Source organism: Parafrankia discariae, from assembly GCF_000373365.1.
Taxonomy (GTDB): domain Bacteria; phylum Actinomycetota; class Actinomycetes; order Frankiales; family Frankiaceae; genus Parafrankia; species Parafrankia discariae.
This window is the reverse complement of record NZ_KB891234.1, coordinates 24951-42418: the sequence shown is the minus strand read 5'-3', so window position 1 is coordinate 42418 and position 17468 is coordinate 24951. Positions and strand designations below refer to the sequence as shown.

General features: G+C 74.8%; 13 protein-coding genes. 4 read left to right on the top strand and 9 right to left on the bottom strand.

All coding sequences use genetic code 11. The features are described 5' to 3' along the window. A partial coding sequence (locus tag B056_RS0123485) for a TCP-1/cpn60 chaperonin family protein (RefSeq protein WP_026240054.1) occupies nt 1-290 on the bottom strand: 290 nt, incomplete at its 3' end. Nucleotides 291-622: 332 nt separating this feature from the next. Between B056_RS0123485 and B056_RS0123480 the strand changes: the two genes are divergently transcribed. After that, nucleotides 623-5716 carry a diguanylate cyclase gene (locus B056_RS0123480; protein ID WP_018504305.1) on the top strand — a complete coding sequence of 1698 codons (5094 nt, stop codon included), beginning with the start codon at nt 623-625 and terminating at the stop codon, nt 5714-5716. Between the two features lie 72 nt (nt 5717-5788). Here B056_RS0123480 and B056_RS0123475 read toward each other — a convergent pair whose 3' ends face one another. Continuing rightward, nucleotides 5789-6520 (bottom strand): SDR family NAD(P)-dependent oxidoreductase, encoded by a 732-nt coding sequence (locus tag B056_RS0123475; RefSeq protein ID WP_018504304.1) that lies wholly within the window; start codon nt 6518-6520, stop codon nt 5789-5791. 138 nt (nt 6521-6658) lie between these two features. Between B056_RS0123475 and B056_RS0123470 the strand changes: the two genes are divergently transcribed. Beyond that, nucleotides 6659-7507, top strand: a complete 849-nt coding sequence (locus tag B056_RS0123470; RefSeq protein WP_018504303.1) for a LysR family transcriptional regulator — start codon at nt 6659-6661, stop codon at nt 7505-7507. A 138-nt stretch (nt 7508-7645) separates the two neighbouring features. Here B056_RS0123470 and B056_RS0123465 read toward each other — a convergent pair whose 3' ends face one another. The 5 genes from B056_RS0123465 to B056_RS0123445 all read right to left on the bottom strand — a co-directional run bounded on the left by B056_RS0123465 (nt 7646) and on the right by B056_RS0123445 (nt 13097). Further along, on the bottom strand, nt 7646-8635 hold the full coding sequence (locus B056_RS0123465) for a lysylphosphatidylglycerol synthase transmembrane domain-containing protein (protein WP_018504302.1): 990 nt from the start codon (nt 8633-8635) through the stop codon (nt 7646-7648). Beyond that, nucleotides 8625-9917, bottom strand: a complete 1293-nt coding sequence (locus B056_RS37710; protein ID WP_018504301.1) for a glycosyltransferase family 4 protein — start codon at nt 9915-9917, stop codon at nt 8625-8627. Before B056_RS37710 ends, B056_RS0123465 begins: the two co-directional genes overlap by 11 nt. A 128-nt stretch (nt 9918-10045) precedes the next feature. After that, nucleotides 10046-11527 carry a sensor histidine kinase gene (locus tag B056_RS0123455; protein ID WP_018504300.1) on the bottom strand — a complete coding sequence of 494 codons (1482 nt, stop codon included), beginning with the start codon at nt 11525-11527 and terminating at the stop codon, nt 10046-10048. Nucleotides 11528-11532: 5 nt separating this feature from the next. Beyond that, on the bottom strand, nt 11533-12240 hold the full coding sequence (locus B056_RS0123450; protein WP_018504299.1) for a response regulator transcription factor: 708 nt from the start codon (nt 12238-12240) through the stop codon (nt 11533-11535). A gap of 20 nt (nt 12241-12260) precedes the next feature. Then, a complete protein-coding gene (locus tag B056_RS0123445) occupies nt 12261-13097 on the bottom strand; it encodes an undecaprenyl-diphosphate phosphatase (RefSeq protein ID WP_018504298.1) in 837 nt (278 codons plus the stop codon). A 241-nt stretch (nt 13098-13338) separates the two neighbouring features. On the opposite strand from B056_RS0123445, the gene B056_RS0123440 reads away from it, so the two are divergent. Continuing rightward, nucleotides 13339-14142, top strand: a complete 804-nt coding sequence (locus B056_RS0123440) for a tyrosine-protein phosphatase (protein ID WP_018504297.1) — start codon at nt 13339-13341, stop codon at nt 14140-14142. Between the two features lie 7 nt (nt 14143-14149). Here B056_RS0123440 and B056_RS0123435 read toward each other — a convergent pair whose 3' ends face one another. Continuing rightward, nucleotides 14150-14539: a VOC family protein gene (locus B056_RS0123435; protein WP_018504296.1), complete on the bottom strand. Its 390-nt coding sequence runs from the start codon at nt 14537-14539 to the stop codon at nt 14150-14152. 79 nt (nt 14540-14618) lie between these two features. Then, nucleotides 14619-15845 (bottom strand): cytochrome P450, encoded by a 1227-nt coding sequence (locus B056_RS0123430; RefSeq protein WP_018504295.1) that lies wholly within the window; start codon nt 15843-15845, stop codon nt 14619-14621. A 261-nt stretch (nt 15846-16106) separates the two neighbouring features. Between B056_RS0123430 and B056_RS0123425 the strand changes: the two genes are divergently transcribed. Next, entirely contained in the window at nt 16107-16940 is an 834-nt protein-coding gene (locus tag B056_RS0123425) for a carbon-nitrogen family hydrolase (protein WP_018504294.1), read from the top strand. Nucleotides 16941-17468 lie beyond the last annotated feature (528 nt).

Genomic DNA, 17468 nt, shown 5'->3' with positions numbered 1-17468 from the left:
GCCTGGGCGAGGATCGTGGCGGTGGTGGTGCCGTCACCCGCGACGTCGTTGGTCTTCTTCGCGACTTCCTTGACGAGCTCCGCGCCGATCTTCTCGTACGGGTCCTCGAGCTCGATCTCCTTGGCGATGGAGACACCGTCGTTGGTGATCGTGGGGACGCCCCACTTCTTCTCCAGCACGACGTTGCGGCCCTTGGGGCCGAGCGTGACCTTGACCGCGTCGGCGAGCTGGTTCATGCCGCGCTCCAGGCCGCGCCGTGCCTCTTCGTCGAAGGCAATGATCTTCGGCATATTGGAGTCTTTCCTCCTGGGCTTGGGCCATGCGGAGGAGTGCCTGCCGCCGGCGGGGCCTAAAAGAACCTGATGATCGGGCCGTCGGCCCGGGCACCCGTCGCGCCAGAGGTTGGCACTCAACCCTGTCGAGTGCTAACCCACTTATAGCCTTCGCGGGCCCCGAAAGCAACCGCGCCCGGGCCCGCGCCGGCCGCGTCGAGAGCCGTCACGAGCCGCTGTGAGCCATCGCGAGCTGTCGCGGGCCGCCCGCGGCCGTCCCGTTGGTGAGCCCGTGATCCGGGGCAGACTGGACGGGTGGGCAGCACGCTGCTCGGTGTGGGGGTTTGCGGATGGGATCCCAGCGGACGCCGCCGAGCCGGGATCCGCCGGCGGTGGTGCGAACGGAGCTGTTGCACGAGACGGCCCGGACCAGGGTGACGAGGCTGCTGCTCCCGGCCGGGAGCGTGATCCGCAAGGAGCCGCTGGGTCCGGGCGCCTGGTGGCGGCTGCGCCACGAGGTCGACATCCTCGAGCGGCTGGCCGGGGTCGAGGGGGTCGCACACCTGGCGACCGCCGGGCCCGACGGCCCGGGCCCCGCCCTGCGGGCCGCCGAGCTCGACGGCGCGGGCTCCGCCCCCCTGCTGGCGGACAGGGGCGGCGTCCCGCTGGCCGGCATCGGCGGCCTCCTGCTTGCCGACGTCGGCGGCGCGGACCTGTCCCGGCGGGCCACGCCCATGGACCCGGTCGAGCTGGTCGACCTGGCCGGGGCGCTCGCCCGGGCGGTGGCGGGGATGCACAGGCGCGGTGTGCTGCACCGGGACATCAGCCCAGCGAACATCGTGGTGAACCGGGCCGGGAACCGGCCGTACCTGATCGACTTCGCGCTCGCGACGACCGCCACCGAGATCCAGCCCGGGTTCGCCCATCACAACGAGATCGTCGGGACGGTGCCCTACCTCGCGCCGGAGCAGACCGGCTGGACGGGGAGCCCCGTCGACCAGCGGGCCGACCTGTACGCCGTCGGCGCCACCCTGTACGAGCTGGCGACCGGCGCGCCGCCGTTCGGCTCGGGTGACCCGCTGCGGATCATCCACGACCATCTCACCCGGGTGCCCGTGGCGCCGTCGGTGATGAACCCGGCACTGCCGGCCGGGCTGTCGGACGTCGTCATGCACCTGCTGGAGAAGGAGCCGGACGACCGCTACCAGAGTGCCGAGGGCCTGGCCCTCGACCTCGTCCTGGTGCGCCGCGGCGCGTGCGTGCGGCCCGGCGAGCACGATCTTCCGGCGCGGCCGCTGACGCCGTCCCGGCTGGCCGGCCGGGAACGGGAGACCGGCGAGCTCCGCGCGGCGTTCACCGACGCGGTGGCGGGCCGCTGCCGCGGGATTCTCGTCGCCGGGGCGCCCGGGGTGGGGAAGACGTCCCTGGTGAACGAGCTGCGGTCGATTGTGGCCGGTGCCGGCGGCTGGTTCGTGACGGGCAAGTTCGACCAGTACCGGCGGGACCAGGAGTACGACGGGGTCCGCCAGGCGCTGCGGGCGCTGGGCCGGCTGCTGCTGGCCGAGCCGGAGGGCTCCCTGGACGAGGTCCGGGAGCGGCTCCTGGGCGGGCTGGGCCCCGGAGCCGGCATGGCCGCCGCTGTGGTGCCCGAGCTGGCCGCGCTGCTGCGGATCCCGCCGAAGGCGGGCGACCCGATGACCGCGCAGGTGCGTGCGCAGCGCGGCGCCGCCGAGACGCTGCGCGCCGTCGCGTCCCGGGAACGTCCGCTGGTGATCTTCATCGACGACCTGCAGTGGGCCGGTCGGACCCCGCTCGGCGTGCTCGACCTGATCCTCGGCGGCGAGAAGGACCACGAGGGGCTGCTGGTCGTCGGCGCCTACCGGGACGACGAGGTCGACGCCACGCACCCGCTGGCGCCGATGCTCGCGCGCTGGCGGCGCCAGCCGGCCGGGCCGCGCCACCTGCGGCTGCGGAACCTGCCCCCGCCCGACCAGGCCGCCATGGTGACCGACCTGCTGCGGCTGCCTCCGGAGCGCGGCCGGCAGCTCGCGCGGCTGATCGCGCCGACCACCGGGGGCAATCCGTACGACACGGTCGAGCTGGTCAACTTGCTGCGCCACGACGGCCTGCTGACCCGGGTGGCCGGCCGCTGGCGGTGGGCGCCGGAGACGCTGCGCGCCCGGTTCGCCCGGGCGGACGTGATCGAGCTGCTGCGCGCCCGGGTGGCGGCGCTGGCCCCGCCCGCCCGGGAGGCACTGGCGGTGGCCGCGTGCCTGGCCGGCCAGGTGGGCTTCGAGCTTCTGGCGGCCGCGACCGGGCAGGCGGCGTGGGAGCTTGAGCGGCGGCTCGCCCCGGCGTTCGCGCGCGGGCTGCTGGTGCTGGAGACCGACGGGCGACGCGGCGTGCGCTTCCGCCACGACCGGGCGCAGGAGGCCGTCCTGGCCGGCCTCACCGGGCCGGCGGAGCGGGCTCTGCGGCTGGCCCTGGCCCGGCGGCTCGCCGGCCGGCCCGAGTATCTCGCCGTCGCGGCCGCGCAGTACCTGCTGGTGCTCGACGAGGTGCGCCTGCCCGCGGAGCGGCGGCTGACCGCCGACCTGCTGCGGCGTGCCGCCGACGAGGCCACGCTGCTGAGCAACTACCCGCTGGTGGAGCGGCTGCTGGCCGCCGCGGTGGCGTTCACCGACCCAGCGGACACCGATCAGCTGATCGAGGTGCACACCGGCCGGCACGCCGCCCTGTACATGCTCGGCCGGCTGGAGGACGCCGACGAGGAGTACGAGACCCTCGGCCGGCTGTGCGCCGACCCGGCGCGGCGCACGGCCGCGACCCTGGTCCAGGTCAGCAGCCTCACCAACCGGGGCCGGGCCGGCGCGGCGCTGAGCCTGGGCTACCAGCAGCTGCGGCGGCTCGGCCTCGCCATTCCGGAGCGGGACGACCTCGACGGGGAGATCGACCGCGGCCTGGACACGCTCAATCAGTGGCTCGAGCGGACCACGACGGCCGACGACCTGCGGCGCGCCCGCGGCGCGGACCGGGCGGGGTCCGGCGCCGACCTGGCGGGGTCCGGCGCCGTCGAGCTCATCAACCGGCTCATGCCCGCCGCGTTCTTCGAGGACCAGCAGATGCTGGCCTGGCTGACCGTGCAGACACTGCGGATGTGGATCCGGGACGGTCCCGGCCCGGCCCTGGCCGGCCCTGCCGGCCACGCCGGGTTCGTCGCCGTCGTCTGGCGCGACGACTATCGCACCGGGTGGCGGGTGCTGCGGCGGATCATCGAGGTCTGCCGGGCCCGCGGCTACGAACCCGCCCTGTGGCAGGTGCGTTTCCTGTATGTGCTCGGCACCGGCCACTGGTTCGACCCGCTCGAGGAGAACGTGGAGGCGGCGCGCCGTGCCCTGGAGGGCCTGATCCTCGGCGGCGACCTGCAGAACGCGTGCTGGACCCACTACGTGCTGGTGTACAGCCTGTTCGACTGCGCGCCGTCCCTCGACGTCGCCGCCGCCGAGGTCGACGAGGCGCTGGCGTTCGCCGCGTGCACCGGCAACGGCCACGCCGAGGAGACGTTCCGCATGTACCGCCACCTGACGGACGTGCTCCGCGGCACGGCCGGTCCCCCGGCGGCCGACGGGACGTCCGACCTGGGCCGGCTGGGCGCGGAGCTGCTGGCCGCCAACCCGCTGGCCGCCGCCCAACTGCACATCACCCGGGCGGTCGCCGCGGCCATCCTCGACCACCCGGTGGAGCTGTCCCGGCACACCATGGGGGCGACGGCGGTGCTGCCGGCCGTCCAGGCGCACTACTCGACGGTGCTGGCGCGGCTGCTGCGTTCGCTGGCGCTGGCCAGCCAGGCCCGGGGCGCGGTGCCGTCCCGGCGCGCCGCCGTGCTGGCCGAGCTGGACGAGTCGATCGACTGGCTGGCGGCGCGCGCGGCCGACGCGCCGTCCAACTACCTGCACCTGCTGCGCCTGGTGGAGGCGGAGCGGGCCTGGGCGGCCGGGGAGTTCCGCGAGGCGGCGTACGCGTACGACGTGGCGCAGCGGGAGGCCGCCACCCGGGCCCGGCCGTGGCACCGGGCGCTGATCCTGGAGCGCGCGGCGCGGTTCTACCTGGCGCACGGGATGGAGGAGGCCGGCCACGCGCTGCTCGCCGCCGCCCGCCGCCACTACCTCGCCTGGGGCGCGACGGCGAAGGTCGCCCAGCTCGACTGGGCCCATCCGGCGCTGCCCGCCGGGCCCGGCGGACTCACCGGGCCCGACGCGGCGGGTCCGGCCGCCGGCGTGGCCCGCCCGGCGCCGGTGCCGGTGCCGGCGGACGCGTCGGCCGCGGACTCACCGGCAGGGCGGCGCGCCGTCCTGACGACCGGGACCATCGATCTGCTCGGCATCGTCGCGGCGTCACGCACGCTCAGCTCCGAGACCAACGTCGGCGGGCTGCGGGCCAGGGTCGCGGGCATCCTGTCGGAGATGGCCGGCGCGACCGGCGTCCACCTGCTGCTCCGTGACCAGCAGGATCAGGGTTGGCTGGTACCGGTCGGGGACGGCGGCTCCGTGCCGCTGCCCGAGGCCGCCCGGCGGCGTCTGCTGCCGGCCTCGGTCGTCCGCTACGCCGAACGCACCCGGGAGCCCGTCGTCGTCGCCGACTCCGTCCGCGACGACCGGTTCTGCCGCGACCCGTACTTCACCGACATCGACCGCTGCTCGCTGCTGGCCGTGCCCATCATGATCCGCGGTGGGCTGCGGGCGATGCTGCTGCTGGAGAACCGGATGATCCGCGGCGCGTTCGCCACCGAGCGCCTCGAAGGGATCATGCTCATCGCCGGTCAGCTGGCCGTCTCGCTCGACAACGCCCTGGTGTACACCTCGCTGGAGCGCAAGGTCGCCGAGCGGACGAAGCAGCTCGCCGCCGCCAACCGGCGGCTGGAGCAGCTCTCCCGTACCGACTCGCTCACCGGCCTGGCGAACCGGCGGCGCCTCGAGGAGGTCCTCGACGCCGAGTGGCACCGCGCCTGGCTGCACTCGACGCCGATCGCGCTGGCGATGATCGACATCGACCACTTCAAGCTCTACAACGACCACTTCGGGCACTCCGCCGGTGACCGGTGCCTGCAGCGGGTCGCCGCCGGCCTGGCCGCGAACCTGCGGCCCACCGACACGGCGGCGCGGTTCGGGGGGGAGGAGTTCGCCGTCGTGATGCCCGACACCGGCGCGCGGACCGCCGTCGAGCTGGCCCGGCAGCTGCGCCGCGCGGTCGCCGGGCTGGCCGAGCCGCATCCGCTGGTGATCCACCGGATCGTCACGGTGAGCATCGGGGTCGCGGCGACCACTCCTGTTCCCGGCGACGGCGTGGCGGCGTTCGTCGAACGCGCCGACGTCGAGCTCTACCGGGCCAAGCGCGCCGGCCGGGACCGGGTGGAAGGCCCCCTCCCGCACCCCGCCGCCCGGTGAGCCCCCCGGTTCGGTGCCGCCGCGGGCCCGCGGCGGTCCGGCCGGAGGGCGTCTCGGGGTGTCGGCGTGTCATCACCAGGGAACCACCCCGGCGTCCTCGAAGAACTCGCCGGTCGGCCCGTCGTCGGGCAGGGCCGCGAGCCGGATCGCGATCGCCGCGCCCTGCTCCGGGGTGCGGACTCCGCGGAAGTTGTTGAGGTCGGTCGCGCAGAAGCCGGGACAGCCCGCGTTGATCAGAATGTTGCTGTCCCGCAGCTCCCTGGCGTACTGGACGGTGATGGCGTTGAGGAAGGTCTTCGACGGCGCGTACGCGCCGGAGACCGGACCTGTCGTGTGCTCGCCGCCGGAGCCGGACTGCCGGGTGAGGGAGCCGACACTGCTGGACATGTTCACGATCCGCGGCGCCGCCGAGCGACGCAGCAGTGGCAGCATCGCGTTGGTGACACGGATGACCCCGAGCACGTTGGTCTCGACGACCCTGCGCACGGTCGCGGGATCGACCGTGGTGGGCGTCTGTGGCATGCCGCCGGTCACCCCGGCGTTGTTGACCAGCACATCGAGATGGCCGGCCCGCTCCGTCATCAGCTCGGCCGCGGCGGCCACGCTCGCGTCGTCGGTCACATCCAGCGGCACATCGAACGCGTCGACGCCCGCCGCGCGCAGCTTCTCCACCGCCGCCTCCCGGCGTCCCGCGTCCCGGGCTCCCACACCGACACTCCAGCCGAGGGCGCCGAGGCCGGCCGCGATCTCGTACCCGATTCCCTTGTTCGCGCCTGTGACCAGCGCGATCGTCCGTTCGCTCATACAGCCGATCCTGTCCGCGGTCCCAACGGTTCACCAACACCGTCTGGGTGGGCGGCGATACCCCCCGGGTATCGATCCGAGGGCGTCCGCCCGCTCCCGGCCACGGCGCGCCAGATCGTCCGGCCGTATCTTGAGGCCATGGAGACGCGCGAGCTGCGGTACTTCGTCGCCGTCGCCGAGGAGCTGCACTTCGGGCGGGCCGCCCAGCGCCTCGGGATCTCGCAGCCGCCGCTGTCGAGAGCCATCCGGCAGCTCGAACGGCGGCTCGGGGTGGTCCTGCTGGACCGCACCAGCCGCACGGTCACGCTGACCGAAGCCGGAGCGGTGCTGCTGGTCGAGGGTCGGGCGGCCCTCGACGCGGTCGACGCCGCGGCCCGCCGCAGCCAGCGCGCCGCCCTCGGCGTGACCGGCCAGCCCGGCCTGGTCCTCGTCACGAAGGCCGGAGCGTCCAGCGAACTGCTTTCCAAACTGCTCGACGCCTACGCGGCCGAACCCGGCGCGGTCCCGGTCGACGTCGTCCTGTGCGGGGTCGCAGAGCAGGGCCGGCTGCTGCGCGACGGTCGGGCCGACGTCGCGCTGCTGCACCGGCCCTTCGACGCCACGACCGGGTTCGACACCGAGGAGCTGAGTACCGAGGGGCAGGTCGTGGTGCTGCCGGCAGGCCATCCCCTCGTCGGCCGGGCCCAGCTGCGGATGGCCGACGTCACCGCGCTGCCCGGCCTGCCACTGCCACGCTGGCCCCGACCCGACGGCACCTACCCGGACGGTCCCGGCCCGCAGGCCCGGGACTCCGCGCAGCTGTTCCAGCTGATCGCGCTCGGCCGCGCCTCGGCGGTCCTGCCGGAGTCGTGCCGCGTCCACCTGCGCCGCGACCTCGCCACCGTCGCGGTGCCGGACGCGCCCCTGGTGACGACGGTGATCGCCTGGCCGCCGCACAGCCGCTCCCGGGCCCTCGCCGGGCTGATCCAGGTCGCCACCCGCCTCTAGCGGGGCTCCGTCGGTGCCGCCGGTCGTCGCCTCCACCGGTCACGTCGACCGACGTAATTTCCCGCGGGCCGGGCACATGTGTTCGCCGGTGCCGGCGGGCGCGGACCGCCGACAGGGCCGTCGCCCGCGGCGGTCGGATCAGAGGTGGCCGCGGCGGACCAGCGCCGCCATGACGCAGGCCGAGGGCGCGAGCGGGATCCACACCGTGATCAGGCGGTACCCGAGGACGGCGGCGAGGGCCGAGGTGGGGGACTGCCCCGCCGCGACGATCGCCGCGGTCAGCGCGGCGTCCAGCGAGCCGAAGCCACCCGGTGACGGGATGAGCGCGGACGCGCTGCTGGCCAGGTAGTAGATGGCGAACACCGCGCCGGCACCCAGTGGGAGGTGCAGCGCCCGCACCACGAACAGCAGGGTCGCCGCGTGCAGCAGCGGGATCGCGGCGGAGCCGCCCCACAGCAGCATCGCCCGGCTCGGCTCCCGCAGGATCTCCGCCAGCATCCGGGCCTGGGCCGTCACGTGCGCCCGGCCGCGCCGGGCCGCCCGTCGGACCGGTGGCAGCGCCCAGCCGACCGCGAGCAGCCCGACCAGCGCCGCGGCCACCGTGGCGAGCAGTCCGCCCGGTGGCCCGCCCAGGTGCGCGAACCCGCCCGAGAGCAGCACGACGAGGACCGCCACATGCGTGATCACCCCGGCGGTGGCGTCGAGTCCGACCGCGGCCACCGCCTCGCGCAGCGGGACACCGTGCCGGTTGAGGAAACGGAGCTTCACGGCCCCGACCCCGAAACCGGCGGGCAGCACATGGTTGGCGACGCTTCCCGCCACCTGCACGGCCAGCATCGGCCCGACGGGCAACCGCCGGGCCACGGCCCCCTGCAGGCTGGCGGCTCCCGCGATCCAGGTCGGCAGGGCGGCGAGCACCGCGACGGCGAGCCAGCCCGGGCGCGCGTTCGCCAGGTGGTCGACGCTCGCCGTGACCGTCGACCAGCCGTGCAGCAGCCAGAGCACCGCGAGCAGCGGGACGACGCAGGCCAGGGCCGTCCGCCAGCGGTGGCTCGCCGTCCCCGCGGCCGGCCGCCGGCCGCTCGCGGGCTCCGGCCCGACGGCCTCGGCCGGCGCCTCAACGACCATCGCCGCGCTCCGGCACCGTCACGCCGACCCGGTCGTCGCCCACCGCGGCGGGCGCCCCGGCCCAGGCCACGGCGCCCGGCGCGTCGGTACCCGGCCTGTCGGTGGCGGGCCCGTCGATGGTCTGCCCGCCGAGGATGTCGGCGAGGCGCCCGCTGAGCGTGTCCCAGCCCCACGCCGCCCGCATCCAGGCACGGCCGGCCGCACCCATCCGCGCTCGCCGTTGCGGGTCGTCGAGCAGGTCGACGACCGCGGCGGCCACCGCCGTGCGGTCGTGCCCGTCGACGGCCACGCCGGTCCGGCCGGGGATGACGACGTCCGGTGCCCCGCCCTGGGCACCGGTGATGACCGGCAGGCCGCTGGCCGCCCCCTCGAGCGCGGAGAGCCCGAGGCCCTCCAGGTCGAGCCCGAACAGCCGGGTGCGTGACGGCATCGCGAAGACGTCCGCCGCGTCCAGGTAGGCGGGGAGGATCTCGTCGGGCACGGGACCGGCGAAGTGCACGCCGTCGGCCACCCCGGACCGCGCGGCGAGGCGGCGCAGGCGGTCCTCGGCGGGCCCGCCGCCGACCAGCAGCAGCCGCGCGTGCGGGTGCCGGCGCCGGACGTCGTGCCAGCCCCGGATGAGCGTGTCCTGGCCCTTGCGGGTGACCAGGCGGGCCACGCAGATCACGACCGGCTCGTCCGACCAGCCCAGCCCGCGGCGGATCTCGTCCCCGCCGGCGCCCGGCTGGAACCGTTCGGTGTCGACGCCGCCGGTGAGCCGGGCCAGCCGGGTCCCCGACGGGGTGATCGCCGCGAGCCGGCGGCGGGTGAACTCGGTGAGGTAGGTGAGCACGTCGACCCGGGCGCCGACGGTGCTGACGAGCTGCCGCCCGAGCGGCAGCCGGGACCAGGCGACCTCGTGCCCGTGGCTGGAGGCCACCACCCGTTCGACCCCGGCCTCCCGCAGCGCGGGCGCGAGCACGCCGAGCGGGGCCGCGGTCGGGAACCACGCCACCTCGCATCCGTGCTCCCGCACGGCGGCCCGCAGTGCCCGCCGGCCCCGCGGTGAGGTGATCATGCCGTGTTCGGTGCGGATCACGGGAAAGCCGAGGGTGCCGTCGAACTCGGCGTCACCGGGCTGGGCCGGGGCGAGGACGACGGCCCGGTCCGGGGGCAGACCGGCGGTGAGCCGGCAGGCGAACGTCTGGATCCCACCGATCGTCGGGGGGAACTTGTCCGCCACCACCAGCACGCGCGGCAGGTCGTGGACGGTGGGCAGCGGCTCCCGCTGCCGGGCGATCACCGGGGCGCGGGGCGCGGTGACGGACGGGCTGCTGGGGCGGGCTGGTGATGGCAGTGGACAACCTCTCACGAAGGGGAGCTGCGCCGCTGGATCGTGTGACGCTGATGAGAGCGCTTGAGGCGCGCGGGTCACGGTCTGTCCCTCGGGTCGGCTCCGGGGTCGAGGGCGGGCATCCCATGATTTTGCCGTCCGCCCGGGGCCGCCTGGTCAGGGCCGCCCGCGGCGGGCAGGGTGAGGGTGACGACGGCGCCACCGTCAGGGTTGTTGGCGGCGGCCGTGGTCCCCTGGTGGGCCTGGGCCACCGCGGCGGCGATGGCGAGCCCGAGCCCCGTACCGGTGGCGTCGTGGTCGCGGGTGCGCGCGGCGTCGGCGCGGCTGAACCGCTCGAAGGCGCGTGGCAGGAAGTCCGTGGGGAATCCCGGGCCGCGGTCACGTACCCGCACGACGACGGTCCTCCCGGCCGCGCCGGGCCCGGCCGCGCCCGGCCCGGCCCGCACGTCGACGGTGCTGCCGGGCGGCGCGTGGCGGATCGCGTTGGCCACCAGGTTGTCGACCGCCTGGCGGAGCATGTCGGGGTCCGCGTCCACGGTGAGGCCCGGGGCGGCGTCCAGGCGCAGGTGGACATGCCTGGTCCCGGCATGGCCGGTCGCGGCGCGGGTGGCCCGCTCGAGCAGGTCCGCGACGTCGAGCCGTCGCGGGGCGGTGATGCCGCTGTCCATCCGGGCGAGCGCGAGCAGCGACTCGGCGAGCCGGATCAGCCGCTCGGTCTCCTCCGCCGCGCCCGCGACCGCGTCGACCAGCTCGTCGCGGGTGCGCGCCGGGCGCCCGGCGAGCTCGAGCTCGGCTTTGAGGTTGGTGAGCGGGGTCCGCAGCTCGTGCCCGGCGTCGGCGACGAACGCCCGGTCGCGGGCGCGGGCGGCGTGCAGCCGGCGCAGCAGGTTGTTCATCGTGGCGGCCAGCGCGGCGATCTCGTCGCGGGTCGCGGGCACGTCCAGCTCGGCGGAGCTGTCCGACTCGCTGATGGCGGCGGTCTGGCGGCGCATCCGGTCGACCGGGCGCAGGGCCGCGCCCGAGAGCAGCCAGGCCGCGAGCCCGGCGAGCGCGACCATTGGCGCCGTCGCGCCGACCATGATGTTGCGGATGCGGTCCTCGGCCGAGTCGGTCAGGTCGGTGCTGGTCGCGACGAGCAGGACCTCCTCCCGCGCCCCGGTCCGTACCGGGACGGCCAGCACGCGGGCCTCCTCCGTGTCGTCGTCGTCGCCGGGCTCCGGCAGCCGCCCGGAGGTGAACCACTCCGGGCGGGCGAGCGCGGTGGCCACCTGCCCGGGCCCGAGCAGCGGGCCGGGACCCGCGCTGTCGTTCGAGGCGGCGACGGAGCCGTCGGGCCGCAGCAGCTGGGCGGGCCCGGCGCCGTAGGCCCGCAGCTGCCCGGCCGGGTCCGCCGCGGCGGGGACCTGCGCGACGAGCACGGCCATCCGGGTGCTCAGGTTCGCGTCCACGGAGTCCCGCAGGTTGGTGCGCAGCAGCGCGTAGAACAGGACACCGGCCGCGGCGAGCACGAGGGCGGTGCCCAGGACGAACAGCAGCGTCAGTCGCACCCGCAGCGGCACGGGCGCTACGTCCCGGTCCGGGTGGCGCCGGTGGCGCCGGTGGGCTCGGCGCGCAGGCGGTAGCCGGCGCCGCGGACCGTCTCGATCCGCGACGGGCCGTCCACCGCGTCGATCTTGCGGCGCAGGTACCGCACGTACTGGTCGACCACGTTGGACGTGCCGTCGTAGCCGAGGTCCCACATGTGATCCAGGATGTAGCTCCGGGAGAGGACCTCGCCGGGGCGGCGCATCAGCAGTTCCAACAACGAGAACTCCTTGGCGGACAGGTCGACCGGCTCGCCCGCGCGCCGCACGCTGCGCGCGGCGGGGTCGAGGTGCAGGTCGCCGACCCGCAGCGTGGCCGGCCGCTCGACGGCGCCGCGGCGGATCAGCGCGCGCAGCCGGGCCGTCAGCTCACCGAAGCTGAACGGTTTGGCCAGGTAGTCGTCGGCCCCGGCGTCGAGGCCGTGGATGCGGTCGTCGACGTCACCGCGGGCGGTGAGCATCAGGATCGGGGACCACCGCCGGGCCGCCCGCAGCCGGCGGCAGACCTCGAAGCCGTCGATGCCGGGCAGCATCAGGTCGAGCACGATGGCGTCGTAGGAGATCTCACCGGCCTGCCAGACGGCGTCCGTGCCGTCGTGCACCAGGTCGACGGCGTAGCCCGCCTCGGTCAGGCCCCGGCGGAGCAGATCCGCGGTGCGCTCCTCGTCCTCCACGACCAGTACCCGCACCGCCCGATCGTAGAGGGCCGTCAGGTGCTGAGCGTGCCGGTGGCCAGCAGCCCGATCAGGACCGCCGCGACGGCGACCCGGTAGCCGACGAAGAGGTCGAACGAGTGCCGGGCGACATACCGCAGCAGCCAGGCGATCGAGGCGTAGGCGACGACGAACGACACCAGCGTCCCGACGGCCAGCGGAAGTACCGAGACGCCCCCGCCCACCGCGTCCTTCAGCTCGTAGAGCCCGGCTCCGGTGAGCGCCGGGATCGACAGGAAGAACGACAGCCGGGTCGCCGCCACCCGGTCCAGGTCGCGCACCAGCGCCGTGGACATCGTCGCGCCGGAGCGGGAGAAGCCGGGGAACAGCAGCGCCAGGATCTGCGAGGAGCCCACCGCCATGGCGTCGGTGAGGTCGATGTCGTCCTCGCCGCGCTTGCGGCGGCCGAACCGGTCGGCGAACCACATCACGGCGCTGCCGGCCAGCAGCGAGCCGGCGACGACCCACAGCGAGGCCAGCGGCCCGTCGATCAGGGACTTGGCCGCCAGCCCGACGGCGACCACGGGCAGCGTCGCGTAGAAGACCCAGCAGGCGAACTTGAAGTCGTGGCGCTGCCGGGCCTCCCGGTCGGTGAGCCCGTTCGCGAAGGCGCCGACGAAGCGTCGGATGTCGCCGAAGAAGTACAGCAGCACCGCGGCGATCGCGCCGACCTGGATGACGGCGGTGAACGCGACGACCGACTTGTCGTCGACGGGAATGTCCAGCAGCCCTTCCGTGATCTTGAGATGGCCGGTGGAGGAGACGGGGAGGAACTCCGTCACCCCCTCGACGACCCCGAGGAGGACGGCCTGGCCGACGCTGATCGCACTCACCGGATTGGATCCCCTGGCTGCTTCGGGCGCGGCGCCGGCCGCGCGCGGTCATGTGCCCCGCAGAGTAGGACCACCCCCGTGTGAGGACGATGTGGTGGTCTCCGCGGGCCCGGCCGGGTCGCCCGGAACGGCTCCGCGGGGCCGCCGCCCGGCCGCGGTCGCGACGGCAGAATAGAGTTCTCAACATGAAGAGTGAAGTTCTGCGGCTGTTGTGGGGCGTCGCCACGCCCAGCGGGCGACGGTGACGACCGAGCCCGGGCCGGGCGGGGGCGGATCGCGGCTGGTGCGCCTCGAGGGCGCCGTCAACGTCCGTGACCTCGGCGGATACCCGACCGCGGACGGAGGCCGGGTGCGCTGGGGCCGGGTCTACCGGTCCGCGGCCCTGCACCGCCTCACCGCCGCCGACCTGACCGCCGTCGAGCGGCTCGGCCTGCGGGTCGTATACGACCTGCGGACCGACGCCGAGATCGAGCTGGCGCCGTCGCTGCTGCCCGGCGGTGTCCGGCGCGAACGGCTCGCCATCGGCGGCAGCGCGGCGCGGAACAAGGACCTCACCGACCTCGTCGTCGCCGGCCGGCTGGCCGAGGTGCCACCGGACTTCCTCACCCGCGTCTACGACGCGATGGCCGAGACGGGCGCGGCGGCGTTCGGCCGTCTCCTCACCGGGCTCGCCGAGCCGGACGCGACGCCGGCGCTGTTCCACTGCACGGCCGGCAAGGACCGGACCGGGGTCGCCGCCGCGCTGCTGCTGTCGCTGCTCGGCGTCGACGAGTCGCTGATCCTCGACGACTTCGAGCTCAGCACCGTCCACTACACCGACCCCAAGATGGCGCGGCTGCGGCGCCGGCTCGCGGGCACCGACGTGGACGTCGAGCACTACCGGGTCGTGTTCGGCGCGCCCCGGCAGGCCCTGAGCACGCTGCTCGCGACCCTCACCGAACGTCACGGGTCGGTGCCGGGCTACCTCGAGGAGGTCGCCGGGATCGCCCCCGACCTGCCCGCGCGGCTGCGAGCCCAGCTCGTCGAGCCGCCCGGGCAGGAGTGAGGGCTCCTCAGGAGGCGCCCTCGACCACCTCCACCGCGTTGCCGTCCGGGTCCTGCAGGACGGCGATGCGCACACCGGGCCCGATGGCCGAGGGGCCGTGTGTCACCTTGCCGCCGTGGGCCGTGGCCCGCTCGACGATGCCGTCGAGATCGTCGGAGTAGAGGGTGATGTACCGCAGGCCGGTCGCGGCGAAGAAGCGCGTGGCCGGCTCGGTGGTGGCCGGCGCCCGCTTGGGCACCATCACCTTGATCACGATGCCCGACGCCCGGAGCCGGTGCACGACTCCGGGACCGGCCTCGATGGCGGGCAGCCGCTCCATCCCGAACGTGACGGCGTAGAACTCCGCCAGGGACTCGTCGATGCTGACCAGCCCGACCTCGATCCGCTGCAGCGTCAAGGCGCTCCCTCAGTAGGTTTCGCCGGCTTCCGGTCCGCCGGCCCTGGTCGTACCTCGGTGCCCGCCGCGCGGGCGTGGCTCACCGCGGCGTCGCCGTGACCGGGAGCTTCGCCCAACCGCGGACGGTGGAGGTGCGGGCCTGCACGGCGCGGTCGTAGTCGACCTCCCAGTGGTCCCAGCGCTTGAGCACCTCGTCCAGCGCGACCCGTCCCTCGAGGCGGGCCAGCGCGGCGCCCAGGCAGAAGTGCAGCCCGCGGCCGAAGCTGACGTGCCGGCTGATCGACCGGTGGATGTCGAAGCTGTCGCCGTCGACGAACTGGCGGTCGTCACGGTTGGCCGAGCCGTTGAGCAGCACCATGACGCTGCCCTCCGGCACCGTCTGGCCGTGCACCTCGACGTCCCGGGCGACGTAGCGGGCCTGGATCGGGGAGGGCGCCTCGAAACGGAGCACCTCCTCGATCACCTGGTTGACCAGCGAGCGGTCCTGCGCGACCTGCCGCAACTGGTCCGGGTGCTCGGCGAGGATCTTCCCGGTCCAGCCGATCAGCCGGGCGGTCGTCTCGTTGCCGGCGCTCGCCAGCATGTTCACGTAGGTCAGGACCTCGGCGCGGGTCAGCCGGCGGGTCGTGCCCGTCTCGTCCTCGAACTCGGCGGTGATCAGGTCGGTCATGAGATCGTCCGAGGGGTTGCGCGCCCGCCAGTCGAGGTAGTCGGCGAACATGCCCTCGGAGCGGGCGAGGGGATCATCGGGCAGCGGCTTCGGCGCGCCCTCGGTGAGGGTGAGGCCCTCGTCGATGGCGTCGCGGATCGCCTCCTGGTCCTGCTCGGGGATGCCGAGCAGCATGCCGATCGTGCGCATGGGCATCTGGGCGCCGAGGTCGGCGATGAAGTCGAAGTCGCCGGCGGCCACCAGCGGGTCCAGCGAGCGGGCGCAGAACGCGCGCACCTCCGGCTCGATCGCGAGCATCCTGCGCGGGGTGAAGACCCGGCCGAGGATGCCGCGGTGCAGGTCGTGCAGGGGCGGGTCCTCGAAGAGGATGTTGCCCGGTGGGAAGCGGATGTCCGACCTGATCAGCTCGATGAGCGTGCCGCGGCCCGAGAGGAAGATGTCCGGCTCGCCCATGGCCTTCTCGACGTCGTCGAACCGGCTGAGGGCGTAGAAGTCGTATTTGGCGTTGTAGTACAGCGGCACGGAGTCCCGCATCCGCCGCCACACCGGGTACGGGTCGGCGTCGATCTCGAAGTCGTACGGGTCGTAGTAGACGTCGCCGGTGGCGTCGCTGGTGTCCGTCGTCACCGTCGTCATCGCCGCGCCCCCGTCAGTGCCGTCGGTGCCGCTGTGTTGTGGGGTACGTCCGCCACGATCGATGCTCCCTGGTCGCCGTTCTGCCTGGTACGCACCCCGACGCCCGCCCGGCCCGGGCCTGTCGTGCGTCGGGTGATGCCCCTCACAGAATCATCTGATTGTATGGCGCAGTCAACATTTGCGCGGGTTGATCCCCGGCGGCGGACGGCCGTCGACAGGCCGGTACGGCTGGTCCAGCATGGGGGCGTGACCGGTGCTTCCGTGCGGGTGGTGCTGTTCCAGCTCGCCTGCCCGGACGACGAGCCGGCGGCCGACCGCGGCGCGCGCGTCCTGACCGAGCTGCGCGGGCTCGGCACCGGCGGGGCCGGCGCGGGCGGGCTCGGCACCGGCGGGGCCGACCTGGTCGTCCTGCCCGAGCTGTGGCGCACCGGCTACTTCCACTTCGACCGCTACCGCGCCGACGCCGAGGAGCTGGCCGGCCCCACGGTCGGCGCGCTGCGGGCCGTGGCGGCCGAGCGTGGTCTGCACCTGGTCACCGGCAGCATCGTCGAGCGCGCTCCCGGCGGGGCGCTGCACAACACCACCGTCCTCGCCGGCCCGGACGGCGCCCTGCTGGGCCACTACCGCAAGATCCACCTGTTCGGCCACGAGTCGGCCGAGGCGACCCTGCTGACCGCCGGAGACGACGTGCTCGTCGCATCCACGCCGCTCGGCGCCGTGGGCCTGGCCACCTGCTACGACCTGCGGTTCCCCGAGCTGTTCCGGCTGCTGGTCGACCGCGGCGCCGAGGTGGTCGTGGTGGTGTCGGCCTGGCCGCTGGCCCGCCTGGAGCACTGGGAGCTGCTGGTGCGGGCCAGGGCGGTCGAGAACCAGGTCTTCGTCGTCGCCTGCAACGCCGCCGGCCGGCACGGGGGAGTGGAGCTGGCCGGCACCAGCCTCGTCGTCGACCCGTGGGGCACCGTGCTGGCCCGCGCCGGCACCGGCCCGCAGATGCTGCGGGCGGTGCTGGACCGGGCCAGGCTGTCCGCCGTGCGCGCGGAGTTCCCGGTGCTCACCCACCGCCGTCTGGGGACGGCCGGTTCGTCGGTGCGCTAGCGCACCGACGCCTTCGGGTGGCCCGCCGCACCGTCCGGGGCGACCGGAGGGCTTTCGGCGCGGTACCGGCGGGGGACCAGCCGCCGTCCCCGCCTCGTGGGCGGCTTCGACGTCGGCCACGGTCAGCGCTGTTTTCGGCCGGCCGAAAGGCGCCGGGTACAGCATGTCGACCGGTTCCCGGGCCGGACCGGCCGGTACCCGTCGACGAGATCCTGGATCTCGGCCGCCGGCTGACCCGGGCCGCCGCGGTGGCCACCCGTCGGGGACGAGGTCGCGCGCCCGGCGCCTGGTGAGATCGACATGCTTCGAGTGATTTGTGAAGTTCGCCACCTGGCGGGGGTCGCGCCGGTCGCGCGCCGGCCGGCGGGCGGCGCCTGACACCGTTCGGCGACCTTCGCCGTCGTGTCCCGAGTGGTCTGCCGCCCCGGGCCGCCGCTCGCCCGCCCGCGACGCTCCGTCGCTGTCTCGCGGACGGGTGTTCCCAGGTCAGGGTGGGCCTGCCCGGTCTGGTGCGGAAGTGGAGTTCCC